General features: G+C 57.2%; 25 protein-coding genes. 17 read left to right on the forward strand and 8 right to left on the reverse strand.

The features are described 5' to 3' along the window. The first annotated feature begins 17 nt into the window (after positions 1 to 17). The 8 genes from E9954_RS27390 to leuS all read left to right on the forward strand — a co-directional run bounded on the left by E9954_RS27390 (position 18) and on the right by leuS (position 8,689). Entirely contained in the window at positions 18 to 677 is a 660-nt protein-coding gene (locus E9954_RS27390) for a prepilin-type N-terminal cleavage/methylation domain-containing protein (protein WP_136082485.1), read from the forward strand. After that, positions 674 to 1,081 (forward strand): type IV pilus modification PilV family protein, encoded by a 408-nt coding sequence (locus E9954_RS32795; protein ID WP_168442638.1) that lies wholly within the window; start codon positions 674 to 676, stop codon positions 1,079 to 1,081. Before E9954_RS27390 ends, E9954_RS32795 begins: the two co-directional genes overlap by 4 nt. A 2-nt stretch (positions 1,082 to 1,083) precedes the next feature. Further along, entirely contained in the window at positions 1,084 to 1,905 is an 822-nt protein-coding gene (locus E9954_RS27400) for a prepilin-type N-terminal cleavage/methylation domain-containing protein (RefSeq protein WP_281281275.1), read from the forward strand. After that, complete coding sequence (locus E9954_RS27405; protein WP_136082488.1) at positions 1,902 to 3,044, forward strand: type II secretion system protein GspK; 1,143 nt, start codon at positions 1,902 to 1,904, stop codon at positions 3,042 to 3,044. Before E9954_RS27400 ends, E9954_RS27405 begins: the two co-directional genes overlap by 4 nt. Before the next feature lie 127 nt (positions 3,045 to 3,171). After that, entirely contained in the window at positions 3,172 to 4,512 is a 1,341-nt protein-coding gene (locus tag E9954_RS27410; RefSeq protein WP_136082489.1) for a hypothetical protein, read from the forward strand. Next, positions 4,493 to 5,116, forward strand: coding sequence for a GspMb/PilO family protein (locus tag E9954_RS27415; protein WP_136082490.1), 624 nt, complete (start codon positions 4,493 to 4,495; stop codon positions 5,114 to 5,116). The genes E9954_RS27410 and E9954_RS27415 overlap by 20 nt, the downstream gene beginning before the upstream one ends. After that, the gene (locus E9954_RS27420; RefSeq protein WP_136082491.1) at positions 5,113 to 6,006 is read left to right on the forward strand and encodes a hypothetical protein; all 894 of its coding nucleotides are present in this window, start codon (positions 5,113 to 5,115) and stop codon (positions 6,004 to 6,006) included. The genes E9954_RS27415 and E9954_RS27420 overlap by 4 nt, the downstream gene beginning before the upstream one ends. Positions 6,007 to 6,166: 160 nt before the next feature. Next, positions 6,167 to 8,689, forward strand: a complete 2,523-nt coding sequence (leuS, locus tag E9954_RS27425) for a leucine--tRNA ligase (protein WP_136082492.1) — start codon at positions 6,167 to 6,169, stop codon at positions 8,687 to 8,689. A 528-nt stretch (positions 8,690 to 9,217) separates the two neighbouring features. On the opposite strand, the gene E9954_RS27430 is transcribed toward leuS, so the two are convergent. Then, complete coding sequence (locus E9954_RS27430) at positions 9,218 to 9,607, reverse strand: hypothetical protein (RefSeq protein ID WP_136082493.1); 390 nt, start codon at positions 9,605 to 9,607, stop codon at positions 9,218 to 9,220. A gap of 153 nt (positions 9,608 to 9,760) precedes the next feature. Between E9954_RS27430 and E9954_RS27435 the strand changes: the two genes are divergently transcribed. The 5 genes from E9954_RS27435 to E9954_RS27455 all read left to right on the forward strand — a co-directional run bounded on the left by E9954_RS27435 (position 9,761) and on the right by E9954_RS27455 (position 13,348). Further along, positions 9,761 to 10,138: a hypothetical protein gene (locus E9954_RS27435; RefSeq protein ID WP_136082494.1), complete on the forward strand. Its 378-nt coding sequence runs from the start codon at positions 9,761 to 9,763 to the stop codon at positions 10,136 to 10,138. A gap of 90 nt (positions 10,139 to 10,228) precedes the next feature. Then, positions 10,229 to 10,504, forward strand: a complete 276-nt coding sequence (locus tag E9954_RS27440; protein ID WP_222847340.1) for a four helix bundle suffix domain-containing protein — start codon at positions 10,229 to 10,231, stop codon at positions 10,502 to 10,504. A gap of 396 nt (positions 10,505 to 10,900) precedes the next feature. Continuing rightward, positions 10,901 to 12,367 (forward strand): SDR family oxidoreductase, encoded by a 1,467-nt coding sequence (locus E9954_RS27445; protein ID WP_136082496.1) that lies wholly within the window; start codon positions 10,901 to 10,903, stop codon positions 12,365 to 12,367. Between the two features lie 32 nt (positions 12,368 to 12,399). Further along, complete coding sequence (locus E9954_RS27450) at positions 12,400 to 12,873, forward strand: pyrimidine dimer DNA glycosylase/endonuclease V (RefSeq protein WP_136082497.1); 474 nt, start codon at positions 12,400 to 12,402, stop codon at positions 12,871 to 12,873. Between the two features lie 49 nt (positions 12,874 to 12,922). Next, complete coding sequence (locus E9954_RS27455; protein WP_136082498.1) at positions 12,923 to 13,348, forward strand: ferritin-like domain-containing protein; 426 nt, start codon at positions 12,923 to 12,925, stop codon at positions 13,346 to 13,348. 116 nt (positions 13,349 to 13,464) lie between these two features. Here E9954_RS27455 and E9954_RS27460 read toward each other — a convergent pair whose 3' ends face one another. Both E9954_RS27460 and E9954_RS27465 read right to left on the reverse strand, forming a co-directional pair. Further along, positions 13,465 to 13,923: a pyridoxamine 5'-phosphate oxidase family protein gene (locus E9954_RS27460; protein ID WP_136082499.1), complete on the reverse strand. Its 459-nt coding sequence runs from the start codon at positions 13,921 to 13,923 to the stop codon at positions 13,465 to 13,467. 97 nt (positions 13,924 to 14,020) lie between these two features. After that, complete coding sequence (locus tag E9954_RS27465; RefSeq protein WP_168442640.1) at positions 14,021 to 14,440, reverse strand: hypothetical protein; 420 nt, start codon at positions 14,438 to 14,440, stop codon at positions 14,021 to 14,023. Positions 14,441 to 14,546: 106 nt separating this feature from the next. Here E9954_RS27465 and E9954_RS27470 point away from each other — a divergent pair, with 106 nt between their 5' ends. Next, positions 14,547 to 15,275, forward strand: coding sequence for an SDR family NAD(P)-dependent oxidoreductase (locus E9954_RS27470; protein ID WP_136082501.1), 729 nt, complete (start codon positions 14,547 to 14,549; stop codon positions 15,273 to 15,275). A 14-nt stretch (positions 15,276 to 15,289) separates the two neighbouring features. After that, positions 15,290 to 15,763: a hypothetical protein gene (locus E9954_RS27475; protein ID WP_222847342.1), complete on the forward strand. Its 474-nt coding sequence runs from the start codon at positions 15,290 to 15,292 to the stop codon at positions 15,761 to 15,763. Positions 15,764 to 15,873: 110 nt separating this feature from the next. Here E9954_RS27475 and E9954_RS27480 read toward each other — a convergent pair whose 3' ends face one another. Both E9954_RS27480 and E9954_RS27485 read right to left on the reverse strand, forming a co-directional pair. After that, entirely contained in the window at positions 15,874 to 18,642 is a 2,769-nt protein-coding gene (locus tag E9954_RS27480) for a beta strand repeat-containing protein (protein ID WP_136082503.1), read from the reverse strand. A gap of 214 nt (positions 18,643 to 18,856) precedes the next feature. Then, entirely contained in the window at positions 18,857 to 19,333 is a 477-nt protein-coding gene (locus tag E9954_RS27485; RefSeq protein WP_136082504.1) for a ferritin-like domain-containing protein, read from the reverse strand. Between the two features lie 222 nt (positions 19,334 to 19,555). On the opposite strand from E9954_RS27485, the gene E9954_RS27490 reads away from it, so the two are divergent. Further along, the gene (locus E9954_RS27490; protein WP_222847343.1) at positions 19,556 to 20,107 is read left to right on the forward strand and encodes a CIA30 family protein; all 552 of its coding nucleotides are present in this window, start codon (positions 19,556 to 19,558) and stop codon (positions 20,105 to 20,107) included. 15 nt (positions 20,108 to 20,122) lie between these two features. On the opposite strand, the gene E9954_RS27495 is transcribed toward E9954_RS27490, so the two are convergent. Continuing rightward, positions 20,123 to 21,121 carry a PGAP1-like alpha/beta domain-containing protein gene (locus E9954_RS27495; RefSeq protein WP_136082505.1) on the reverse strand — a complete coding sequence of 333 codons (999 nt, stop codon included), beginning with the start codon at positions 21,119 to 21,121 and terminating at the stop codon, positions 20,123 to 20,125. Beyond that, positions 21,118 to 21,873, reverse strand: coding sequence for a glycerophosphodiester phosphodiesterase (locus tag E9954_RS27500; protein ID WP_136082506.1), 756 nt, complete (start codon positions 21,871 to 21,873; stop codon positions 21,118 to 21,120). The genes E9954_RS27495 and E9954_RS27500 overlap by 4 nt, the downstream gene beginning before the upstream one ends. Positions 21,874 to 22,089: 216 nt before the next feature. Between E9954_RS27500 and E9954_RS27505 the strand changes: the two genes are divergently transcribed. Then, a complete protein-coding gene (locus tag E9954_RS27505; RefSeq protein ID WP_136082507.1) occupies positions 22,090 to 22,503 on the forward strand; it encodes a C-GCAxxG-C-C family (seleno)protein in 414 nt (137 codons plus the stop codon). A 409-nt stretch (positions 22,504 to 22,912) separates the two neighbouring features. Here the strand turns inward: E9954_RS27505 and E9954_RS27510 are convergent, their stop codons facing one another. Continuing rightward, positions 22,913 to 23,740 (reverse strand): GIY-YIG nuclease family protein, encoded by an 828-nt coding sequence (locus E9954_RS27510; protein ID WP_136082508.1) that lies wholly within the window; start codon positions 23,738 to 23,740, stop codon positions 22,913 to 22,915. Positions 23,741 to 23,757: the final 17 nt, after the last annotated feature.

A 23,757-nucleotide genomic window follows, 5' to 3' on the forward strand; every position in this document is an offset into this window, starting at 1 on the left:
CGAACAAGGACTCCGGAATGTCGAAGGACGGCCAAGCATCAAGCATCAGGAAGCGAGCTACGAAACAAGCGTTTACGCTGGTTGAGCTCATCGTGGTGCTGGCGATCGTTGCCGTCTTGGTGGGCATCAGTGTGCCGGCCATTGCCGCATTCGGCTCTCCGAAGGAGACCCTTCGCAAGGAGGGGCGGCGGGTGATGCGGCTGATGAACGAGGCGCGGCAGGTGGCGATGAGCCGCAAGGTGCGCGTCGAAATCCGCATCGATCCCGTGTTGAACGAGATCCGTGCGGTGGAGTCGCACGCCTATCGTGCGCTGATGGCCAACTATCCCGACGGACTCGTTGACCGCGAGGACGAGGAATGGATCGCGTTCATGAGCAACCGGTTCGAACGCGCTGTTTCATTTGGCGAGGAAATCTCGCTGGAGGGCTTTTCGATCGAGGAGATCGAAGTGCCGTTCGACGAGGACGATGCGTTCCAGCGCCTGGATCTGCCCGAAACGCAATACGATGGCGCGGAAGACGCGGAGGCCGAGACCGTGGCGCTCACCTTTTCCCACTTCGGCGGCAGCGACGGGGGCGGGATGACGCTCCGCTTCAAGGAAACCTCGCTCAACATTGCCGCCGACATTCTTACGGGCAGGCCCAAGGTGGTGAATCGAAGGGTGGGGGAACCATGAAAAAGGGCTTCACCATTCTCGAGATCCTGATTGCCCTGCTGGTTTTCGCCATCGGGGTAACCGGGATGCTGGGGGCGCTGGGGCACCACATGAAGGAGGTGTCGCTTGCGGAGGATCACGCGCGCGGGGTGCGCATTGCCCAGCGCGAAATGAATGCCCTGCGGCGCCTGCGCTATTTCCCGGCCATGGAAATGACCGGCGAGGAAGGCCGCTATGTTTGGACGGCAACGGTCGAAGAGGCCGACTATGACGAGCTGCCGGGGGTCGATTCCGACGAAGTCAGCAACTCCCGCGCCCTAAGACCCTGCACCATGAGCGTGCTGGTGCAGTGGAGCGACTCCGCCGGCGGGGAATTGAGAAGACGCGTTTTGTTCCAGGGCATGGAGCTATTTCAAAGACGATGAGGATGGGCAAACCAACCAGAGTGGGTGAGTGGGCGATAGGGCGAGTGCGTGCCCTATCCCTCCATCGCGTTTTCTCCCGCTCGCCCCATCGGCCCATTGCCCCCTCTCGTAAACAAGGATTTACGCTTTTGGAATTGTTGGTGGCCTTGACCCTGCTCGGCATCCTCGGCGCTTCCATTGCGGGCGTGCTGAAGAATTCGGCGGATTCCGTGGCGCAGGGCTCGGCGGCAATGGATCAGCTGACGCGGCTGCGGTCGCTGGAAACGGTGCTGGGCGGCGCGATACGCGATGCCCGGATTGCCGAGGTCTCCCAGCTGGAGCGCAACCGGCTGGCCGACGACCCCTCCTACGACGGGGCGGATGGGCGCTACCGCTTCCGCGGCGAGGAGCTGCTGCTCGGATTCGTGATGGACCGGCCGTTCCTGGAAGCCGAGCGCGATGGCTTTTGGCACTGGATCAACGTCGAAGTGCGGATCGACGAGGAGACCGAACAGCAAAACCTGTGGATGACCGACACCTCCTACCTGCCGGGCATCGACAACCCGGTCGGCCCCGACTGGAGCTCGGACGGGCTGGACGACGATTGGAAGCCGGTCAAGGAAGTGATGCTGCTGGGGAACACGAAGGAGATCTTTTTCCGTTATTGGGAGCTCGAGCAAACCAGCATGACCGACGAGCCGGAAAAGGAAGAGATGGAGTTCGACGACATCGACACCGACTATTCCGTCCGCCTTCCCGATCTGATCGAGATGGTCATGACCATCCCCAATCTCGGCACCGAATCGCTCATGTTCGACTATTCGATCCGGAGGAAAGGGATATGAGAGCGCAACTGTTCAAGAACATTTCCGCTCGGGTGGACGAACGGGCGAACGGGCGAACAGGGGCTTTTTGCTCCCCACCCCCCCATCTCCCTTTCACCCCCACCCAAAAATCGGGTTCCGCCCTCATCATGGTGCTGGCGGTGGTGGTGGTGCTGGCGGTGTTGATCACGGGCTTCGGTTCCAACATGAAGGGCGAGGTGAAGGCGGCCGGCGGCCACTATGAAGAGGCGCTCAACTTCCAGCTGGCCCGTTCGGCCGTTGCCCTCGCGCGCATGGAGCTCAACCGCAAGAACACCACCCTCTATTCCGACGACTTTGGCAACGCCTTCTTCATTGCGGGCAAAGAGGACTACGAATCGCAGATCGAGGAAATGATGCTGTACCGCCAGGGGCTGGAAATCGGGCGCGGCCTCGCTTCCTACCGCATAATCCACAAGCCCAATGCGCTCGATCCCAACGAGGTGAGCCAGAACGACTGGCACCGCCTGCTGGAAGTGGCCTGCGGCATCGAAGAGGGCGAGGAGCGCAACGCACTGGTCGATGCCTTCCACGATTGGATCGATTCCGACAACCTCACGCGCGCCAACGGGGCCGAGGAGGAGTTCTACCAGGATCTGGACCGGCCGCGCCACGTCAAGAACGGGCCGCTCTCGAACTACGAGGAAATCCTGCTGGTCCATGGTTTCACGCCGGAAATGCTCTATGGCTACAACAATCCGGTGCGCATCGAAGACAACATTATGGTAGGCGGAGGGCTGCTGCGCTACTTCATCGGCGACAACTCGCCCGAGGCGCGCGCTTCCCGCAAATACATCGTCGATGGCATATTGCCCTCCGAGCCCTCGCGCCGCCCGGAGGACGCGCAACGCTTCCGCCAGGTGCAGCAAAAGCCCGAGCAGCTCCACCTGGTTGCCCAGGGCTTCGTTCCCGACGACCCCTTCCATGGCGAGGAAGACGACTTCAACGAGGTCGAAGCAGACGAACAGCTCCCGGAACCGGTCTATCAATCGCGTCACATCATCCTCATGCGGTTGGAGCAGTCGAAGGATGCCTACCGCATCGGCGACCTGCTCGAAAACGCCGCCGCCGAAACCATCGAGCGCATTTTGGCCTACGGAATCCCCGAGGAGGATCTATGATGAAATTTTTACCACCCAGACTCGAAGGGGACGAAGAAACGCCCCGTTCCGCAGCAGTAGGTTTTGTGGAACTTGGAATTCTTCTGGGACGATCCATTCACTTAACACGTAAAAACAGGCGAAGCCTATGAGTGCAAAATCAACCTTGTGCATCCTGTTCCGGGACGAGACGGTGGATGCCGTTTTCGTGGACCGGACCCTGCTGGGTGCGCAAATCAAATTCATGGAGCGGCTACCGCGCGACGAGCTCGTGTTCGGGAACGTTGCCGAGCGGATGAAGTCGGTCGAAAAGACCCCGGCGCGCGTACTGCTTTGCGTCCCGCGCGACCTGGCGATGCAGCGAACACTGCGCTACCCCGCCATGGCGCCGGCCGACATTGCCAACATGATCCAGTTCGAGGCCACGCGCCACGTTCCGCTGGCCGAGGCCGACCGTACGCTGGCCTGGGCCGCCGTGGAGGCGGTGGAGGAAAAGCAGGTCGTGCTCAACCTGGTTGCGGCACGCGATGCCGACATCCGCGAGCTGGTCGACCGTTTTGAGCAGGCCGGGGTGCCGATCGACGAGGCGCTGCCCTTCAGCGCCGCCGTATATCCCGTTCTGGGAACCGCTCCAACCCTGCTGGCGATTTCCGATGCCCGGCACGTGGAGCTCTGCCTCTATGGCGGCGGGCAGCTGCAGGATTCGCAGGTGCTGCCGGTCAATGCGCCCGGCTTCAGCCCCGCGCGGGTGCTCACGGCCGCGCGCCAGATGGCGGCCAAGAACAAGGGCTGGCTGGGCATGGAGGGGATCGCGCGCGTGTTGCTGACCGGCCCCGCACCGCTGGAGGTCGATCTCGGAACCGCGTTCGGGCTGCAGGCCCAGCCCTTGGAAGCGCCGATCGAGTTCGCCGCGCTCGAAGAGCCTTTGACCGATGCGTTGCTCGCGGCCTCGACCGAGCTGCCCATGGATTTGAACCTGGTCGAGCATTCGGCCCGCAAGGTGCCGATCAGCAAGCGTACGGTCCTGACCGCATCGCTCTGTGCGCTACTGGCGATCGAGCTCATCGCCTGGGTCGGCTTCAAGACCGCCGCCCCGGCCGTGCAGCGCAAGCGGGTGGCCGAGGAGATTTCCAAGGTGCGCCGCCGCGCCGCGCCCATCCAGCGCATGAAGGATAAAAACCGCGAAATGCGCAAACAACTCTACCGGCTCGACGAAATTTGCAGCTCGCACGTCAGCGCCATGCAGATTTGGGGCGGGCTGAGCGAGCTGCTCCCCGAAGACACCTACCTGCAGATGGCCTATTATAAAAACGGACTGCTCTCCTTCCGGGGTTCCTCGAAAGAACCCGACCTCCTGCCGGAACGGCTGATGGCCTCCCCCTTTGTCGAGGCGATCAGCAAGTCGGAAATTGGCAAGAAAGAGGGCGACTACCACTCCATTAGCATGAGCGTTACACTGAGGAACCGTGATGAAGAAACCGACATTTAGAATCTCGCGCCGCGAAAAGATCTACCTGATCGCCGGCGGGATTGCCCTGCTGGTCGGGGGGGGGGTCTACCCTGCGCTCAAGGCCGCTTCCGCCTTCCGCGAGGAGCAGGTTGAAGCCCTCCACGACGAAATCGCATTGCTCGAGGATTTGAACGGATTGCTGGTCGATGCCCGCGCCATCCAGCAGGAGAACGAAATGCTGCGCGATGCGCTCAAGGGGGCCGACGAGCTGCTCTTCCCGCCCGTGGAAAACCAGATCATGATGCAGACGAAGATGATCAAGCTGCTCAACGACATGGGGCCCGACCTCGATCTGGAGGTGACCGCCGGCCGCTCCTCGATCGACGATTCGGCCACCCAGATCAACCTTTCCGTCCGCGGCCGCGGCCGCTACCCCGAAATCCTCAAGTTCCTGCACCGAATGGAAACCTATCGACCGCTCATCCTGGTCGATTCGATGTCGCTGATGGCGCCGAAACCCAAGAAGCCGAAGGATTCTTCCGGTAAAACAAAGAAAGCGCCCGAAAAGACCAAGGATCCGAGCATGCAGTTCCGGTTGTCGATCCAGATCCACACGCGCGCCGGAGAGGAGGGGGGGGCATGATCAAATTACCCGACATTTCCAAATATCTGGTGCCCGCCCTGGGGGTCGCCTGCGTCGGCGGGGCCCTATTGGCGGGCTCCGGCATGCGCCCGCCGGTCGGGCTGGAGCCGACCGATGCGGCGGAGGCCGCCGAGGCACGGGTTCCGAAAGACCTGGTGCTCAGCGGCTACATCCCCACCATGGAGCAGGTTGTGGCCAAGCACCTGTTTGTGCCCGAGCGCGTGGCCACCGGAGAAAACGCCTTCCCCGACCTGTTGGTCAAGGGCGTCTATGTGGGCGAAACCCAGCGCAATGCCGTCTTTTCGCTGAAGTCCAAGCCCGAGGCCAACCTGCGCGTTTGGCAGGGCGACGAAGACGCGGCGATGGCGCAGGTGACAGACGAACGCGACCCGCGCCAGCCGATTGTGGATTTTCTCAGCGAATGGCATATTAAATCGATCGACTTTGCCGGGGTCACCCTCGAGCAGGCCATCACCGGCGAGGTGGAAACCTACGAGGTGGACTACAAACCGCTGAAGCACGCCAAGGCGAGCGCCGGGGCAGGCTATGGCCAGGGCTATCTGGACGAAGCAATCTCCGTTGCCGCAAAGACTTCTGCGGGCAAGCCCGCTTCGGCTTCGCAGCCCGCGAAATCGCAGGCCCCCCCGGGGGGTAGCACCCAGGCGATTGCCGGGCGCGTTGGCCAATACATGCAACGCCTTTCCCCCGAGCAACGCCAGCAGTTCATGCAGCAGCTCCAGAAGCAAAACGCCGCCTCCGCCAAGAAAAACGGCGAATCTTCGCAACAGAACAACAACGGAGGTTCGTCCGGCAAGAAGTCCGACGGCAAGAAAAGCGGCGGGGGTGGAAGTGGCGGCGGCGGTTCCGGTGGTGGCACCCGGCGCAGGTAGCCACGAATTTTCCAACCTTTGAAGGTGGAAAAGCTTAGGCCAATCCCTAATATTCCCCCTCTTTCGCAGAGGCGGTGTATTTTGACCGCAAAGACACGAAGACAGGTTCTTCGTTTCTTTGCGTCTTCGCGATCATTCATTTTTGAACGGAGCAGGTAGGATGAGAGAAGAGTATCCATTTAACGACATTGAAACCAAGTGGCAGCATTTCTGGGACGAGAACGGCGATTTCAATACCGATCTGGCGGCGGCGGAAAATCCATACTACTGCCTGATGATGTTCCCGTATCCGTCGGGCAAGCTGCACGTCGGCCACGGCCGCAACTACATCATCGGCGATGCCGTTGCGCGCTATAAGAAGATGCAGGGCTTCGACGTGCTCACGCCGATGGGGTGGGACTCGTTCGGGCTGCCCGCCGAAAACGCCGCCATCAAAACCGGCACGCCGCCCGCCGAATACACCGCCGCCAACATTGCCACCATGAAGGAGCAGCTCCGCGCCTGGGGCTGCATGTATGACTGGGACAAGGAGGTCACCTCCTGCATGCCGGACTACTATCAATGGACGCAGTGGCTCTTCCTCCAGTTCTACAAAAAAGGCCTCGCCTACAAGCAAAATTCCAATGTCAACTGGTGTCCCTCCTGCGCCACCGTGCTCGCCAACGAGCAGGTCGTCGACGGCGCGTGCGAGCGCTGCGATTCCGAAGTCGACCAGAAATCGATGGACCAGTGGTTCTTCAAAATCACGGACTATGCCCAGCGCCTGCTCGACGACCTCGACACGCTCGATGGCTGGCCGACCCGCGTGAAGACCATGCAGAAAAACTGGATCGGCCGTTCTGAAGGCGCCGAAATCGATTTCCCGATCGTGCCGCGCGAAGACGGGGCAGGGGACAACACCGATAAAATTTCCTGCTACACCACCCGCGTCGACACCATCTACGGCTGTACCTATATGGCACTGGCTCCCGAACACCCTGAGCTGAAAAACCTGGTTAAAGGCCTGCCGCAGGAAGAAGAGGTGCTTGAATTCATCAAGGCCAGCTCCAAGCTCACCAACCTCGATCGTGAAGCCGATGAAGTGGAAAAGGAAGGCCGCTTTACCGGCCGCTACCTGATCAACCCCTACAACGGCGAACAGATTGAGCTTTGGGTGGGTAACTACGTCCTCATGTACGGCACCGGCGCGGTAATGGCCGTTCCGGCGCACGACACGCGCGACTTTGCCTTTGCCAAAAAATACGACCTGCCCATCAAGCTTTCCATCCAGAACCCGGAAGGCACGCTCGTGCTGGCCGAAATGGAAGACGCCTACACCGAAGACGGAACCTGCGTCGACTCCGGCGACTTTTCCGGCATGGACAACCGCGAAGCGATCAAGGCCATGATTGCGCTGGCCGAGGAAAAAGAATTCGGCAAAGGAAAAATCAACTTCCGCCTGCGCGACTGGCTGATTTCGCGCCAGCGCTACTGGGGCGCACCGATTCCGATGGTCTACTGCGCCGACTGCGGCATGGTGCCCGTTCCCGAATCCGAGCTGCCCGTGCTGCTCCCGACCGATGTCGAGTTCAAGGCCGAGGGCGAATCGCCGCTCAAGGGCTCTGAAGCCTTCATGAACTGCCCGTGCCCGAGCTGCGGCAAGCCCGCCACCCGCGAGTCCGATACGATGGATACGTTCGTCGACTCCTCCTGGTACTTCCTGCGCTACCTCAGCGCACAGGATTCAACCCAGGCCGTCGATTCCGCCATCACCAACAAATGGATGCCGGTCGATCAATATATCGGCGGCATCGAGCACGCCATCCTGCATCTGCTCTACGCGCGCTTCTTCACCAAGGTGGTGAAGGATCTCGGCCTCATCGATTTCGACGAGCCGTTCAAGCACCTCTTCACCCAGGGCATGATCTGCAAGAAGGGCCCCGACGGCAACCTGCACAAAATGTCAAAGTCCAAAGGCAACGTCGTCAGCCCGGAAGAGCTGCTGTCAACGTATGGCGCCGACACCGTCCGCCTCTACACCCTCTTCATCGGCCCGCCCGAAAAAGAAGCCGAATGGCAGGATTCCGGCGTCACCGGCGCCTTCAAATTCCTCAAGCGCATCTGGCGCAGCGTGGCGCTCAACAAAGCACTTCTTGTAGAAGCGACGCCCTCGTCGCTTGACTTGTCGGCCATGGCCGATGCCGAGCGCGACCTCTATCGCAAAACCAACGAGACGATCCAGCAGATTACCCGCGGGCTCGACGGCGCCTTCACCTTCAACACCGCCATCGCCGCCATCATGGAACTGATGAACGCCATCGACCACTTGAAGATCTCGGACGCCTCTTCCACCTCCGCCAAGGCGGTCTTCCGCGATGCCATGGTTAACGTTGTCCTGCTCATTTCGCCCTTCGCGCCGCACATTGCCGAAGAGCTGTGGGTTGAGCTCGGCCACGAAGCCGGCATCATGAATGCCGACTGGCCGACCGTGAACGAAGAGGCCCTCAAGCGCGACGAGCTCGACATGGCCGTACAGGTCAACGGCAAAGTCCGCGACCAGATCAAGGTTTCCGCCACCGCTTCCAAGGAAGAGATCGAAGCCGCCGCCATGGCCTCCGAAAAGATCCAAACCTGGCTCGAAGGCAAAACCATCCGCAAAGTCATCGTCGTCCCCGGCCGCCTGGTCAACATTGCGGTTTCGTAAAAAGAAGAGGGCTTCCAATCATTGGTAGCCCTCGCTGTATCTCTATTTCCTCTTCTTTGGTTTTTCAACCACCGTGGTTCGAGGATGCTTCTTTGCGAAGTTCTTCGTCACGTATCGGCCAGAGATCGCTGACCTTGCTTTGCCTTTTGCATTAGCCATTTTAGTTCTCCACTAAATTTCCGCCTAGGAGCGATACTCCTAGACGGAGTTTCATGATTACGCTTTCACTAGGATCGGAAAGCAGCGGGAATTCACTGGGTACTTACGTTTGCCAGTTTTCGGATCCGTAATATACGGTCGGAAAATCAGCTTGTACCCAGGTGGAACTTCGATGCGTTTGGTAGCCATTTTAGACCTCCTGTGTTCTGGGATTGCGATTGACGCAGGAGGGTTCTTAAGGTAGACCTTAAGCATAGTTCGATTGGCTTACGCCTGCGTAGGTTGATTACGCTCATGAAAACTTGGCCACAAGTTTTCCGAGCCCGACAGGGGATGTTGATAGTTACAGCTATCAACATCCCTTTTTTATCATCCAAATGGTATTTCAATAGGTACATCCTTTGGTTTGATGGGAACTAGTACTACTTCAAAGTCGCTGTTTGAGAAATCCATGCTGTATTCTACAACCTCGTGAGGAATTTTGTCGGCTAATGCCTTGGAATTAATAACGAGAGTTTTATTTTTCGTAGATGGTGATGTTACTCTCAAACTCCCACCTTTTGTAATTGCTACCATTTCTGTATCAGAATCGTAGAACATATCTACTGTGTCATCTTTGTTATATGTCACATGTTTGATAGCCATTTCGGCAACACCTGCGGATGAAATCCTGAGAACTCCTCCCGTTTTCGTTTTTTTAAATCTTGCAGAGTAACCTTTACTAGATGATCTGGTGCTCTCTATTTTCTCGAAACCCATCGTAATCTCCTTAAATTCGAGTGGATCATTTCATTATTAGCGTATGCTCGCAATTAAAAAATTTTAAAATCGAAGAACCATGCGTCACCCATCTTGGTATTTACGCATTTTCACATTTTAATCGTCGTATTGTCATGGTCAGGAAAAAAGCAATTGAAGCGGGGATGGTTTGTTGGGGGTGAGGATTTCCGAAAAAGGTTGGCTCTTCAGTTGCCGGATCGAACGGATAATCTGCGTGGAGAGCAGAGGAAGGCGCATGATGAGGCGGAGGCAGAACGGTTGTTGCAGCGGGCGTTGTCCGAATTACGATTGAGTGAGTCGGACCTGTTGGGAATGAAAAACAACCGGCCGGAAAAGCAGGCCGTGGCTTGGTTGATGAAAAAATCTACAACGGTTACAGGAGTCTGGATTGCAGATCGTCTGAAAATGGGTTCCCGGGCCAATATATCCCGCGCCTTATCTGCTCTAAGCAATGAGGTTGATGAAGTGCGAAAAGAACTAAAGCAGAAGATGACGCAATGTGCGGGCTGACCCCTATTTCGGGCTGACCCCTATTTCCTATTTGTGCGGGCTGACCCCTATTTGACCCCTATTTGCCTATTTTGCGGGCTGACCCCTATTTTGGTCATCTGTCTGATCAACCAAACCAACTTTCTGCTCGATCAGCAGATTGCCGCGCTTGAAGAGCAGTTTGTTACCGAGGGCGGTTATAGCGAAAAGCTTGCGGCGGAACGGTTGAAGGAGCGGCAGGAGCACAAAGCCACCGATCCGGTTCCCGACTGCCCGAAATGCGGAAAGCCGATGGTCTTGCGCACCGCGAAAACCGGGAAGACCGCGGGGCATCAATTTTGGGGCTGCTCCGCCTATTCCGACTGCAAGGGTGTGGGTGAGGTTTAGGCCGCCCCCGGCTGCATTCGAAAAAACGACATTCTTTAATCCGCATTCTTAATTTCCTGCCCCATGTACTGCTTCCGATATTCCTTGGGCGAGACGCCCATGATATTGCGGAAGTTGCGAATGAAGAGGGAGAGTGGTCGTAGAAGCCGCAGTCGAGCGCAATGGCGGAAATTTTGTACAAAACAGGCGAGTTTTGAATCTGACAGTGACGAATCTGCCTGTCCAGGGCAGGCTCCGGCAGGCAGACCCCAACCTTGGCAAACCCCCGGACCTTACACCTTATGCCCCCAAACGGCCTCTCGGGGCGAGTAGCCCAATCGCTGGAAAAGCGATTTCCCATCAATTTCTCGAAAGGTTTCCGGCTTAGGCGCGAACATTGGCACAAAGGAGTTACTTATGGGCATTCATCGAAAAATCTTACTCACCGGCGCAACCGGATATGTAGGTGGAAAACTACTCAAAAGGCTCGAAGCATTGGGTCATGAGATCAACTGCCTGGCCCGTGATCCCCACAAAATTAACGAAGCGGGATCGAGAACTCAAATATTCCGGGGCGATGTGCGAGACCGGGATAGTATGACCGAGGCCTTCGAAGGCGTGGACACGGCCTATTATCTGATTCATTCACTCAGCGATAAGAAAAACTTTGAGCAGCACGAGAAAGAGGCTGCCCGGAACTTTGCCGATGCCGCCCGCGTAAGCGGCGTTAAACGCATCATCTATCTTGGCGGGCTCGGGAATGAAGCCGGTGGACTTTCCCCGCATCTGCAAAGCCGTCAGGATGTGGGACGCATCCTCCGCTCCTCGGGCCTATTAACCATCGAGTTACGCGCCTCAATTGTCCTGGGAGCCGGTAGCCTTTCCTTTGAAATGATCCGTGCGCTCACGGAGCACCTGCCCTTTATGGTGATGCCCAAATGGGTGTCCGTGAAAGCCCAGCCCATCGGCATCCGTGATTTACTGGATTACCTCGTCCAATCCATGGATCTGGAGGTTTCAAGCAGCCAGGTGCTGGAAATCGGCGGAGCCGACCGGGTTTCGTACCGCGAGCTCATGGAAGAGTATGCGCTACAGCGGGGTCTCAAACGAACAATGGTTCCCATCCCCCTCCTCACTCCATGGCTCAGCAGCCATTGGCTGGGCCTGATTACACCACTCTATGCGGCGATCGGACGCAAACTGATTGAGAGCATCCGCAACCCCACGGTGGTGGAGGATTATTCCGCCCTGCAGCTTTTCGACATCAAGCCCGGGGGAATACCCGAAGCCATTGCCGAAGCGATCTCCGCCGAGCAGGAAGAGTTCGCACAGCCCGACTGGCTCGAAAAGGTATTGGTGCGTTGGGGCTCCACACCCCACCGGGTATTACACGACAAAAACCGGCTCATCGATCACCGTTGCACCAATGTGGCCAGCACACCGGACAACCTGTTCAAAACCGTGTCCTCCATTGGTGGATCCAACGGGATGTTTGCCTGCAGCACACTATGGGGCATACGGGCGTGGTTGGACAGGCTCGCCGGCGGCGGTAACATACAGCGGCCACGAACCGGGAATGAGCCCCTTGCCGAGGGCGATGCCGTAGACTTTTTCCGGATCGAGCATGTGGATCCCAACCGGCGAATCCGCCTGAAGACCGATATGAAGCTGCCCGGTTCCGCCTGGCTTGAGTTCCTGATCCAGGAAACCGACCGCGGAACCCAACTGCACCACGCGGTCATCTACGAACCCAAGGGATTCAGCGGTCGCTTATACTGGCTCCTCACCTATCCCGCCCACGCCATGGTCTTCCGCGGCATGCACAAGGCCATCATGCGTGAAGCCGAGAAACACGAGGAATTCCCCGGCGCCATTGCCGCCTGACCTCATTCCAAAAAACAACCCACATTGACGACATGAATATTTTTGTACTCGACCGGGATATCGAAACCTGCGCGCAAAACCACTGCGACCAACATGTGGTTAAGATGATACTTGAAAGCGTGCAGCTGCTCTGCACGGCCTTGAACAAAAAAGGGTTCGAGACGCCGTACAGATCGACGCACAGCAAACACCCCTGTGTGCTGTGGGTGGAGTCCTCCTACGACAACTTCATGTGGCTCGTCCAGCTCACCACCCTACTGAACCAGGAATACCGATACCGCTACGGGAACGAAAAAGACCACGCATCGATCGCCGTTCTTCAGCAGATCGAAGGCATGGAATACGCCCGCGCCGGGCTGCAACCCTTTGCCCAGGCCATGCCCGATCAATACAAGGTCCCCGGCAATGCCGTGGCGGCCTACAGGCGTTTCTACCGCGCCGAAAAAATGCGGTTCGCCACCTGGACCCGACGTCCAGCACCCGCATGGATCAATGCAAGCCTGTAAGGTCTCGCCGGCAGAACCGAACCGTTTAAAATCGAACAAAGGATTAGCCATGAACAATGAAAACATAATCGGAAAGCTCAACCAGGATCTGGCCAACGAACTCAGTGCCATCACCCAATACTTGACCTATGCCGCCAAGGTCAGCGGCCCCTACCGCCCGCAACTCATGCAGTTTTTCCTCGCCGAGGTGCCCGATGAGCAGCTACACGCCCAGTATCTCGCCAACAAGGTTGTGGCACTCGGCGGGGAACCCACAACCATAGCCAGCCCGGTTGCCGAAGCCCACTCGAACCGGGAGATGATGGAGGCCGTCCTGGCAGCCGAAATCACCGCCGAAAAAAGCTATACCCAACGCGCACGCGAAGCCGAGGAATTCGGCGACAAAGCCCTCGCGCTTCAATTGGAAGACATGGTTCGTGATGAAGCAGGGCACAAAGAGGAGATCCAACGGATCCTGAAAGACTGGCCACTCTAAGCGATCGGTGTACGTAAGCGGATGGATCGAGCCAGGTAAGGCTCTTACCACCCAACGCCGTTGCGTGGTGATCGGGAATATCCCGCAGATCTATCACGGCGTTCATGGCGGTATACTCAATCCAGATCCTTCTCATACAGAATGGCAACATCTTGAAAATCGGTGACCATGTCGAAGCGCTTAATCTTTACTTCAATCATCGCCACCGACGGGGTTCGTGCAAACTCCGCCATATGGGGATGCTTCGAGAGAAACAGATCCAGCGACGCCTGCCGGTCGGCGTCGTCCACTTCACGTGCGCTACCGGTAATGCTTACGGCCATCGCCTGCGTGATGTCGCCCCCCTGATTCGAGCTGTTGTGAACCAGTAGCGTAACATTCGGGTTACCCTGGAGGTTGGTATATTTTCGCGTTGCCTTCGGGGTGCAGAGAAGTAGCGTGCGCAGGGAAGCGTTGGCGGAAAAGGCGACGAGGCAGGAGTGTATGCCGTCTTCCGTCTGCGTGGACAATACGGCGAATCGCTGGTTGGCCAGCAACCGGGCCAGGGAGGACTTGCGCTCTTCAAGGGTGGTCATGTGCAGTTAACCTTTGACTATCATTCATGTTTTCGTCGACTGATCAGCCTCAATCATCGGCACTTCGGCGGGGTAAGTCAATGGATCGATTCGTGTTTCATCCCCGCTGAAACCCGTTGAGCAGCCACGCCAGGCTCCAGGCGGCGGTGCGGATCCAGTTGGTGTGGATCAGGCGGTCTGTCCAATCCGGTGTGTTGCCTAGGAGCTGGAGTTTGCGATGGCAGGGAACCGATAGCGTGAAGGTGGTGAGCCAGGCGGTCGCAACCGCAACCGCGCTGGCCACAGCTGCCGGGGACGGTGCATGTATGCATTGAAACGCAATGATGCCGGCCTGAAGCAGCATGGGCGGAATCACGATGAACGAAAATGTTCGCATATAACGGTGATGCCAGTCGATGAAGCGCGCCCGCTCGATGGCTCTGAAGGCGGGATAGATCACCAGCTGCACCAGCCAGATCACCATGAGCATGGCGGTGTCCATAACAAGCCGGAGTATCGATAATTCGTTCATCGTCATGCAGGGAGTTTACCGCGGGGCTTTACTCCAGCAAGGTTGAAATGGCGGCAGTGCAGATGCCGGAAAATAAGCTGTAATGTTCCCGGCCGCCAAACGAACAAAAAACATGAGAACTATACTGATATATGGAGCGGACGGTGGAATAGGATCGGCGTTGGCAAGGAAACTGACCTCGGAAGAGTGCCGTCTGATTCTGACGGCTCGAGATGAAAAGCGCTTGCAGGTTGTTTCCGATGAAACCGGCGCTGACTGCATCACGGGCGATGTCTGCAATCCTGATTCCTTCTCGGACATCATGGCGTATGCCGGAGACCGACTTGATGGACTGGCGTATTGCGTGGGAACCATCAACCTAAAGAGTTTGTCACGATTGAATGAGACCGATTACCTGAATGATTTTCGGATTAATGCGCTGGGGGCTGCCCTGGCCGTGCAGGCGGCGATCAAGGCGATGCAACAAGCGGCGAAACCGCCGGCATCAGTTGTTCTCTTTTCGAGCATTGCGGCCACCACGGGGTTTCCGATGCATGCTTCGGTGGCCATGGCCAAAGGGGCGTTGAATGGATTGGTTGTTTCACTGGCGGCCGAACTCGCGCCGTGTATACGGATCAATGCCATTGCGCCATCGCTCACGCAAACGCCGTTATCGGCCGGGTTGCTGTGCAACGATCAAGTCGTCCGATCCATCGCAGGGATGCATCCGCTGAAGCGGCTGGGAGACCCCGAAGAGGTGGCCGCGATGGCCGCCTTTCTCCTATCGCCGGCGAGCAGCTGGATGACTGGACAGGTGATCGGGCTCGATGGCGGCCGTTCAGCGGTTGGAAATATGACTTAATGCCGGAGAAAACCATGAATATTCAAAACATCGATCGACTGGTCCGGCGTGCGATGAGAGCGGTCGGCGAGCCGGCGGCGAGGTGTTCGCTGTTTGTGGTTTTTTTCTGGTTCGGTATCCTCAAGCCGCTGGGCGTGTCCTCTGCGGAGCCGCTGGTGCTCAAAACCGTGGACTGGATGCCGTTGCTCTCGCCCGTTCAGTGGCTGGCCGTGATCGGTTGGTGGGAAATGGCCATCGGCCTCTTCTTCCTGACGCGCAAAACCACCAGGCTGGCCATCGCGCTTCTGTTTCTGCAAATGACCGGAACATTCATGCCCCTGTTTATTCTTCCCGAGATTACCTTTCAGCCCAATGGGGTGCCGTTCCTTCCCTCCCTGGAAGGGCAGTACATCATAAAGAATATCATTATCATTTCCGCCGCGTTGGTGATCGGCGGAAACCTGAGGGGGTACCCGCAATCAGGTAATCACTCAGCAGCGGCTTGGTAAAAGGGTCGAAAAGCGGGCGCAAAAATGGAGAACCCATTTTCTGGGGCGTGTACTTGGAAAATGAGCCTCCATCGGGAGGCGCATTTCCTACGGCATGATGATGCCGGATCCTAGATCTTGAACCGGCGGCGGACAAAGAGCACCGCGACACCAAATGCCGCAATCAAACTCAGCGTGGCCGGTTCCGGAATAACGACAACCTGTAGGCTGCCATCCTGGAAGTAGGCGCTCTTGCCATCACCCAGGTCGTAGGCATTGCCGCTGCCGATGTTCTCGAAACCGCTAGTGAACACGGTTGCGGTTTCATCGATCAGCGTGTAGGTGCCATCCGCCGTAGCCGAAGAGATGCCTAGCAGGTCGTCGATGCCGAAGGTGCTGTCGAGGGTGACCGTGCCGGCCACTGAAAGCCCGATGTCGTCCCCGTCGAAGACGAATCCCGCGCCGGCGTGGAGGGTGAGGTCTCCGTCGAGCGAACCGTTGCCGCCGATTGCCCCGCCGGCGAGAACCTCGGTCAACCCCACGAAGGTGTTGTCGCCCCCAAGGAGGATTTCCCCGGTGAGTTCAAGATTTGCGCCGGCATCGATGCCGCTGATGGTTCCGTCATAGGAGCCGCCGCCAGCCAGCGATTCGAGTCTCAGCTTCCCGCCGCCGTAGCCAAAGGAGTTGGTGAAAGCAATATCGCCGTTGAAGGTGTTGTTGGCGTTGTTCAGGACAATGAACCCGCTGTCGCCGTCGATGGTCAGGGTTCCGGAGCCGGAAACGGCGCCTTCGACGGTCACGTTCTTGCCCCAGCCCGCCATCATGCGCCCACCGCCGGAACCGATGACGAGGTTGTTGTTGAGTGTTTGCACGTTGTCGTTGTTTTTCAACCGGGCACCGTTATTGAGGGTGACATCGCCGGTTCCCAGAACATCCGCACCGTTATCCTTCGAAGCGCCCAAGCCCACATGGATGCCATCGAGGGTGACGGCTCCCGACAGGGTGTTGTCTTTGGTTGTGATTAAGGTGGTGCCGCCGATAAGGTTCAATTCTCCCGAGCCGGAGAGGGTGGATCCCGTCATGGTCATCGGCCGGTTGCCCGTATGGATCGTACCGCCGGTTCCGTTCAGTTGAAGGTTGCGGCCCGTGAGATTGAGGTCGGCATTGTTGGCCTCCAGCCTTCCGCCATCCTCGAGGATCAGGTTGGCCGTTCCACTGTCGAGGGCGATACTGTCCGACTTGATAGAGAGGAGTGCGCTGGCTCCGTTAAGGTGGACATCGCCGGTAAAGGTGGCGGAGTTGTCGGAGTCCATATAGACCTTTTGGCCGTTCCCGTCGGCGATGGTAAGGGTTCCGGCGCCGTTGAAGATGGTGCTGTCGCGGAGGCTCAAATAGCCGCCGGAGGCATACATCGTGGCGCCGCCTGCGCCCACCGTGATATTCCGGCTGAAAAGGCTCACGGTTTTGCTGAGGGGAGCCAAGGTTCCGCCATCAATGGTGATGTCGCCCGAACCGAGGGCATCGTTATGCCGGATCCGAACCGTTGCGCCGTCGTTAATGGTGGTTCCGCCTTCATAGGTATTGGCACCGCCATTCAGGGTGAGCGTGTTGGTGCCCGTTACGGTCAAACCACCGGTTCCGCCGATTCCACCCGTGAAGGTGCTGCTGGCGCCGGTGCCGCCCACGGTCAGGTTCTTTGCTCCAAGCACGACGGAGGATCCAGACGCGCCGGCGAGTGAGCCGATGGTTTCCCCGGCCGCGGTGATGCCGGAAATATCGAAGGAGGCTCCCGAGGCGCCTACGTTCACGGCGGTCGTGTCGGAGAGAGAGCCGCCGCCGCTTAGTGCCAGGGTTCCCCCGGAAACGGTGGTGCCGCCGGAGTACGTGTTTGCTCCCGTCAGCGTCTGCGTCCCGGCTCCCTCCTTGATGAAATTCACCTTCCTGTTACTCGCCTGTTCCGTGATTGTACCGTCGAAGGTGCCCGAGCCCCCGTCGACCCCCACATGCAAATCCGTCGAAACCCCATATGACGTATGGGTTATGGTTCCACTTCCGGTAAGGGCATCCACTTTGACCGCTGTGCCATCCCAGATATCGAGGGTGCCGTCCACATTCATGTCCGCCAGATTGTTGTCCCAGTTGATCCCCGACCAACCGCCGTTTCTGAGTTCGGCGCCGGATTGGATATCGATCAGGGCATCCGAGCCCAGCTCCATGTTGACTTTGCGTCCATTTGAGGCCGCTCCGAGCAGGCCTCCGGTGAGGCGCAGGGTTCCGGTGCCGTTGATGGTGGAGGTGCCGGTGGCCCAGGTGTTGTTCCCATCCAGATTGAGCACCGCGCCGGCAGCGATCGAATAGTCGCGGGCCGTTCCGGAGAACGCATCTCCCTGCAGCTTCAATTCCCCTTCATCGATGGCCGTGGTGCCGGTGTAGGTGTTTGCACCAGTCAAAACCAACATGCCGACCCCGTCTTTGGTCAAACCCGATGTCCCGGCGATTTCCGCGCTTATCGTTGCCCATCGTTGGTTGCTGCCGGACAACGCGCCCAGCTGGTTGACGGTGATGGTTGGCGTGGTGCCGGCCAAGGTCAGGACATTCGCTGCATTGCCATTGTTATCCAACGTCCAATGTCTTCTCGAACCCGATACATCTGGGATGGTGTCGCCGAAAACCAGATTCCCAATGATGCGCGCCGTATCCATATGCACGAGGTTGTCTTCGGTTAGGTCAAGGGTGTTGAAATTGGCGGTAAAGCCGGAACCGTCCGCAACCGAGCCTCCCGACCAGTTTGCCGAATCACTCCAGTTCCCGCCACTTGCGACATTGGTATATGTTCCATCCGCGCCCATGGATGGGAACACCAACGCCATGAGGGCTGCGACGCTAAGGATTTTCTTCATCACTTCTCCTTTTCTCGGCTTTCTTTATCCCTGACAAATAAAAAGTACCCTTTCACTCAGCCACGAAGCACCCGCGCATTGGCGACAATCCTTCTACTGAGATCATTAACAACTACTCCTCGATGTCCGAGAAAGCAAACGTTAGCGTAAAAAAATATGTGCATACGCATGTACGGGAATTCCCATCGGGGAACGGCTTGGTTTTTGGTAAAGCTCAGGCTCCGGATTTCTTAAGCTCGGCCATCAGCGCCACGAGATGTTCGCGCTCCTGTTCGATGATGCCGTCCAACGCCTGTTGGGTGGGTTCATCGGCAACCACCTTTTTGAGGCCTTCATAAAACAGGATGGCCTGCTTTTCCAACTCGGTGCCGGTGCGCAGGATATCGGCCACGCTGTCGGCGGCTGTCAGTGCGGCTGTGGCGGTGGGCGAACCCTCCACGCGGTACCCGGAAGCAATGGCCTCGAGGTACATGGCACCTTCGGCCTGTAGCTCCTTCGCACCGCCCGTTGGTGCGGCCGAGCGCATGTTTTCGAACTTGGCTTTATGCCCGTCCTCCATGGCGGCCAATTTGGAGAATACGCCCGTTTCGGCGCCGTGCAGCTCATCGGCCTTGCGGTAGAACTTTCCCGCATTGTCTTCGATCTGTACTGCAATCGCGAATACTTCGTCCAGACTTACCAGATTAACCATTTCCCGCTCCCCGTCGTTTTGCGGGAACCGTTTTCGGCCGACACGGGCGCACGTCCGTCACGATCAGCCAATACCGATTCCCGTCGCCCAAGGCATAGGCAAAAAAGGGAATGAAGTCAAGACGCCTCACCGGGGTTCGCCGAGGGAACCGCATTTTCAACCATCCTTCAAAACCTTGTAAGGATTTCCGGGCGTGTGCGAACAGAAGGCATGAAAGTAAATATGGATAGATTTGGATTGAAAATATGGATGACCGGTGCCGTAACGACTATCGCGTGGATGGGATCTGCATCGGGAAAGAGTGCAATGAATTCGAGTTGGTACGAGGTGAACGACGGCGTCATGGGCGGCCTCTCCCAGAGCCTGGCCGAATACACCGATGAGGGTGACCTCCGGTTTTCAGGAATCGTTTCATTCGAGAACAACGGAGGGTTTGCATCCATACGGAACTCCGCGGGTTTTCTACAGCTCGAGAGATCCGATGGCATCAAACTGCGGGTGAAAGGTGACGGTAAAACATACCAATTCAGGGTACGCACGTCCCGTAAGTTTGATGGGGTTTCCTACAAGCACGCGTTTAAGACGATGAAGGGCGAGTGGAACGAACTCAACCTCAAGTGGTCGGACTTTTCCGCGACTTTCCGCGGCAGGAAAGTGCCGAATGCCCCCAAGTTGGTTCCCGGCGCCATAGAGCAGATCGGTTTCTTGATTGCCGACAAGCAGGAGGGGGCGTTTGCACTGATGGTCAGGGGGATTGAAGCTTTGCCCAAATAGTGATTTGTGGCTTTGCTAAGATAACTTTTTCCACAGACGGTGGGGGGCGGCGAGCAGGTTGCTGGTGATGAGGCGGCAGGTTCTGCGGACGGTACCCTTCAGTTCTTCGGATAGGAACGCGTCGATAATGTCCGCCGTTTCCGTTGCGCGGAGGTAGCCGTAGCTCTTGTGCGGGTTGGCCTCGCGGGTAGTTGAATAGTCGTTGGCAACCCGCAAATCCAACGCCCGTGCTCCACGCGCGTTCGGCCCATAATCGTCGCGGAGTGTTTGGTCGAGCGCCACGTGGTCGCGTGGGTCGGATAGGTTGTACCAATGCGGCCAGATGTTGTCCGGGGTTACGGGGCGCTTCAAATCGGGGTTCCCTTGCTTTTGGTTTTCGAAATTCCGCGCCATGATGGGCGGCAGGCCGAGCGGGGAACCCATGGTGACGAAGGTGTTGATCGCGGTTTTGTTCTCCGGGTTGGAGAGCGTGTCGAACGCGATGATCGATCCCATCGAATGGGTGATCAGCAGGATATCCTTGCGGGCATGTTTTTCGAGCGCCTGAACCAACCGTTCCTGGATCGCGGCCTTTGCGGAGCAATCTTTCTGATCCAGCGTTTGGCAACTGTCCGTATAGTAGGTGTCCAGATCCGAGAAATAGCGCTCCATCATTTTGGCGCTCGCCCCCGGAAAGGTTTCACTCAGGTCTTCCCGCAGGAACCAACGGTCGATGTTCTTTTCCAGGAACCGCAGCAAAGCCAAATAGATGCGTTTGGGTTTTAGGGGCGCGCGGGTGGCGCTCGCCGTATAGGGCTCGCTCAGGAATAGTGGTGCTTCGGGATCCTCCTCCGCAGGGTCGAGCGGGACGGGATACGATATGTCAGCCCAGTGGACCATTTCGAACGGGATCTTTTTCCGGGGTTTGCCGAAGCGCTCCAGCCCTTCATGGATGGCTTGCAGCCAACCCTCTTCAAGCACGTCGGGGGGCGGCTTGTTGCCGAGGCCATGCACCGCAATAATGATCTTCTTCACGCCACCAAACCACCCAGTTGTTCCCGCGTCCAACCCGGCCGGTTGGTCGCCACGCCGTCGATCCCGCCCTTGAACAGCTGCGCGGTTCGGTGGGCATCGTCGACCGTCCAGCAATAGCTTTTCAACTGCCGCGTGCCGCACTCCGCAATGCTGTCCGCATCGAGCTGCGGGATATCCTGGACATTGACGCCATCGAAACCCAGGTGCACGGCTTGTTTGATCCGGTGTTTCAATACGGCCCGTCTTGTCCATGAAGGAAGCCATGAAGGAAATCCAATGAGCCACAATACCTCGAGGTCGGGAAAGGCTTCCCGCGCCGCAATCACCGTCTCCAGATCGAATTCCATCACAACGATCTGCTCGCGGGCAAGTTTGGATGCGGCCAGCACTGCCTTCAAACGGGGCAGGGCGGTCTGGCCAACCTTCACCTCGATGAGGATCCGCCGGTCGGGCGGAACCAGATCCAAAACCTCCGCCAGCGTCGGAATCCGCGCGCCGCCCCACTTCGGTGCCTTCCAACTGCCCGCATCCAGCGCGGCCAGTTCCACCCGCGACAGCGCGGCCACGGCACCCGATCCGTTTGAGGTGCGATCGACCGTTTCATCATGGATCGCCATCAGCTCGCCGTCGCTTGAAAGGTGGATGTCGCACTCCAGTGCATCGGCGCCCTGGTCTAGCCCAAGCTGGAAGGCCTCCAACGTATTTTCCGGCGCCTCATGCGACGCCCCCCGATGCGCGATGATCTGTTGCATGCCGCAGTTTTATACAAATTCGAAACCGCGGGCGACATTTTTACGGTCGTGGTTGGGCATCGTAGCGTCGGTTCGCAGAACCGCGACCTCTGTGTCGTCCTGTGTTTGGGCAGGACGGCTGCCCCCTCGGCCCAACCGATTGCAAGAGCGTGGTGGAGGTTTGACGTTGCCTGAGGAATAGATGAAACTGTGCGGGAAAACTTATGAGGGGACAGAATGGAAAAGCTAATTGAAGAGGGGTTTTTTTCGGACAGGGATCTAAACTGTGCGGAGACGATTCTACATGCCGCGAATGAAGTGCATGGTTGGAATATGTCGCACGACGCGCTGTTGCTGTCGGCTGGGTTCGGTGGCGGAGTCGGCGGGCAGGAACTGCTCTGCGGCGCGCTGACGGGCGGGGTCATGGCGCTGGGCAAACTGTTCGTGCGCGACCGGGGGCATGAGTCGGACTTGATTAAAACGATTACGAAGGACTATTTCGCTTTGTTTGAAAAAGAGATGGGCCACATCGACTGCGCTCCGCTAAAGGAAGACCACCGCACGGAAAAAGAAGGATGCCGGAAGGTGATTCTGGCAAGCGCCCGCGCCATCGACCAAATCGTTGAACAATATCGAAACGAGTTGGCCTAGCACTTGCCGGATCGCATTCACCTTTTCGCTTCCATAATGCCCCTCCGGTCAAATGACAAGGGCTCTTCCCGGCACATCGCAGGTTCACCCAAAGTGGCTTCGCAGCAGAGAATGTAACAGAATAATTAGGACAGAATGATTTCCTTGATGCCGTAGCCATGAATTATTTTGTCCTAATTCTTCGTTAAACAAATTGCACGAGAAGAGGTTAAGGGTGGTTCGTTTAGGAACACAAAAGGGATAGAAACTAAGAGGGGCTCTGTGTCGTCCTTCGGTTGCCCGGGGTCACCACCCCTGGCTACAGAATTGGCCGCATGCTTTAGCCCGAATGCCCTTTGGGGATCGTTACTACGCAAAAGCCGCACTTATTTCCGAATGCCAGAATGCCCTGGTTTCGCAGTAGACCTTGCTATGAGGCTTCAATTTCCTTGAGACTCTTACCGTTAGAATTCTTCCAAGCGGTTAACCCATTGGTTGATCCGCCTCTTACTGCTGCGCCAGCAGCGCTTGGACTACTGAACTCATGATCTAAAGTGAAAATGCAGTGGTCATTGAGCTCTTTTAAGATTCCGTTTTCGACGAGCGACTCACGCATCCGTTTCGTGTGCACTGCAGATTTGCGATGTTTAAGAACCGCTTGCGACTCCTTGTACACGACGAAGCCATTTGTCGTGCGACGACCATGAGCAACCAAAGATCCGATTTTGCAAGAAAATAGCTCTCTTGGTGAAGGTTCCTCTTCAATCTGAGTGAAATGTGCGATCCCTAATATGGGTAACAGCTGATAGATTTTTTCAAGAAATACGTCCATCTCAGCTGCATCAGCTTCTGGCAACCGTGCACCGCTTGAGCTGGAATTCATTAGACAAACTTTGCCACTATCATTTGCTTGCTTGATTAATTGTCCTTCAATGTACTTCACGTGTGCTTTGGTCAGGTTTTCATCCTTGCTGATGAAGCAGGTCACACTAACCCAAAAGTCTTTATTGGTATGATTGGCGATTCTGGATCGCACTGATTCTGCTTCGCCGATATAGATAGTGGGCTTTCCAGTATCTGGATCGGATCCCGATAAGATATAAACCCCGGGGCTATCTATTTCAGGTCGCGTTCTAAAACCATTAATATTCGCTCGCGGACATGCGATGGCTTTTCCATTCCAGTTGGATATTTCGGCAGTTCTTAAGCCATCTGGAGTACCTTCTGTTAAAAAAATTTTGATTGTCGCAGGTTGCATACAGCTCTCCAGGTTTT

Source organism: Pontiella desulfatans, assembly GCF_900890425.1.
Taxonomy (GTDB): domain Bacteria; phylum Verrucomicrobiota; class Kiritimatiellia; order Kiritimatiellales; family Pontiellaceae; genus Pontiella; species Pontiella desulfatans.

Excerpts from the sequence above, each read along its gene's own strand:
- E9954_RS27390 (WP_136082485.1), top strand. The coding sequence starts at position 18 with ATGTCGAAGGACGGCCAAGCATCAAGCATCAGGAAGCGAGCTACGAAA.
- E9954_RS32795 (WP_168442638.1), top strand. The coding sequence starts at position 674 with ATGAAAAAGGGCTTCACCATTCTCGAGATCCTGATTGCCCTGCTGGTT.
- E9954_RS27400 (WP_281281275.1), top strand. The coding sequence starts at position 1,084 with ATGGGCAAACCAACCAGAGTGGGTGAGTGGGCGATAGGGCGAGTGCGT.
- E9954_RS27405 (WP_136082488.1), top strand. The coding sequence starts at position 1,902 with ATGAGAGCGCAACTGTTCAAGAACATTTCCGCTCGGGTGGACGAACGG.
- E9954_RS27410 (WP_136082489.1), top strand. The coding sequence starts at position 3,172 with ATGAGTGCAAAATCAACCTTGTGCATCCTGTTCCGGGACGAGACGGTG.
- E9954_RS27415 (WP_136082490.1), top strand. The coding sequence starts at position 4,493 with ATGAAGAAACCGACATTTAGAATCTCGCGCCGCGAAAAGATCTACCTG.
- E9954_RS27420 (WP_136082491.1), top strand. The coding sequence starts at position 5,113 with ATGATCAAATTACCCGACATTTCCAAATATCTGGTGCCCGCCCTGGGG.
- leuS (WP_136082492.1), top strand. The coding sequence starts at position 6,167 with ATGAGAGAAGAGTATCCATTTAACGACATTGAAACCAAGTGGCAGCAT.
- E9954_RS27430 (WP_136082493.1), bottom strand. The coding sequence starts at position 9,607 with ATGGGTTTCGAGAAAATAGAGAGCACCAGATCATCTAGTAAAGGTTAC.
- E9954_RS27445 (WP_136082496.1), top strand. The coding sequence starts at position 10,901 with ATGGGCATTCATCGAAAAATCTTACTCACCGGCGCAACCGGATATGTA.
- E9954_RS27450 (WP_136082497.1), top strand. The coding sequence starts at position 12,400 with ATGAATATTTTTGTACTCGACCGGGATATCGAAACCTGCGCGCAAAAC.
- E9954_RS27455 (WP_136082498.1), top strand. The coding sequence starts at position 12,923 with ATGAACAATGAAAACATAATCGGAAAGCTCAACCAGGATCTGGCCAAC.
- E9954_RS27460 (WP_136082499.1), bottom strand. The coding sequence starts at position 13,923 with ATGACCACCCTTGAAGAGCGCAAGTCCTCCCTGGCCCGGTTGCTGGCC.
- E9954_RS27465 (WP_168442640.1), bottom strand. The coding sequence starts at position 14,440 with ATGACGATGAACGAATTATCGATACTCCGGCTTGTTATGGACACCGCC.
- E9954_RS27470 (WP_136082501.1), top strand. The coding sequence starts at position 14,547 with ATGAGAACTATACTGATATATGGAGCGGACGGTGGAATAGGATCGGCG.
- E9954_RS27475 (WP_222847342.1), top strand. The coding sequence starts at position 15,290 with ATGAATATTCAAAACATCGATCGACTGGTCCGGCGTGCGATGAGAGCG.
- E9954_RS27480 (WP_136082503.1), bottom strand. The coding sequence starts at position 18,642 with ATGAAGAAAATCCTTAGCGTCGCAGCCCTCATGGCGTTGGTGTTCCCA.
- E9954_RS27485 (WP_136082504.1), bottom strand. The coding sequence starts at position 19,333 with ATGGTTAATCTGGTAAGTCTGGACGAAGTATTCGCGATTGCAGTACAG.
- E9954_RS27490 (WP_222847343.1), top strand. The coding sequence starts at position 19,556 with ATGGATAGATTTGGATTGAAAATATGGATGACCGGTGCCGTAACGACT.
- E9954_RS27500 (WP_136082506.1), bottom strand. The coding sequence starts at position 21,873 with ATGCAACAGATCATCGCGCATCGGGGGGCGTCGCATGAGGCGCCGGAA.
- E9954_RS27505 (WP_136082507.1), top strand. The coding sequence starts at position 22,090 with ATGGAAAAGCTAATTGAAGAGGGGTTTTTTTCGGACAGGGATCTAAAC.
- E9954_RS27510 (WP_136082508.1), bottom strand. The coding sequence starts at position 23,740 with ATGCAACCTGCGACAATCAAAATTTTTTTAACAGAAGGTACTCCAGAT.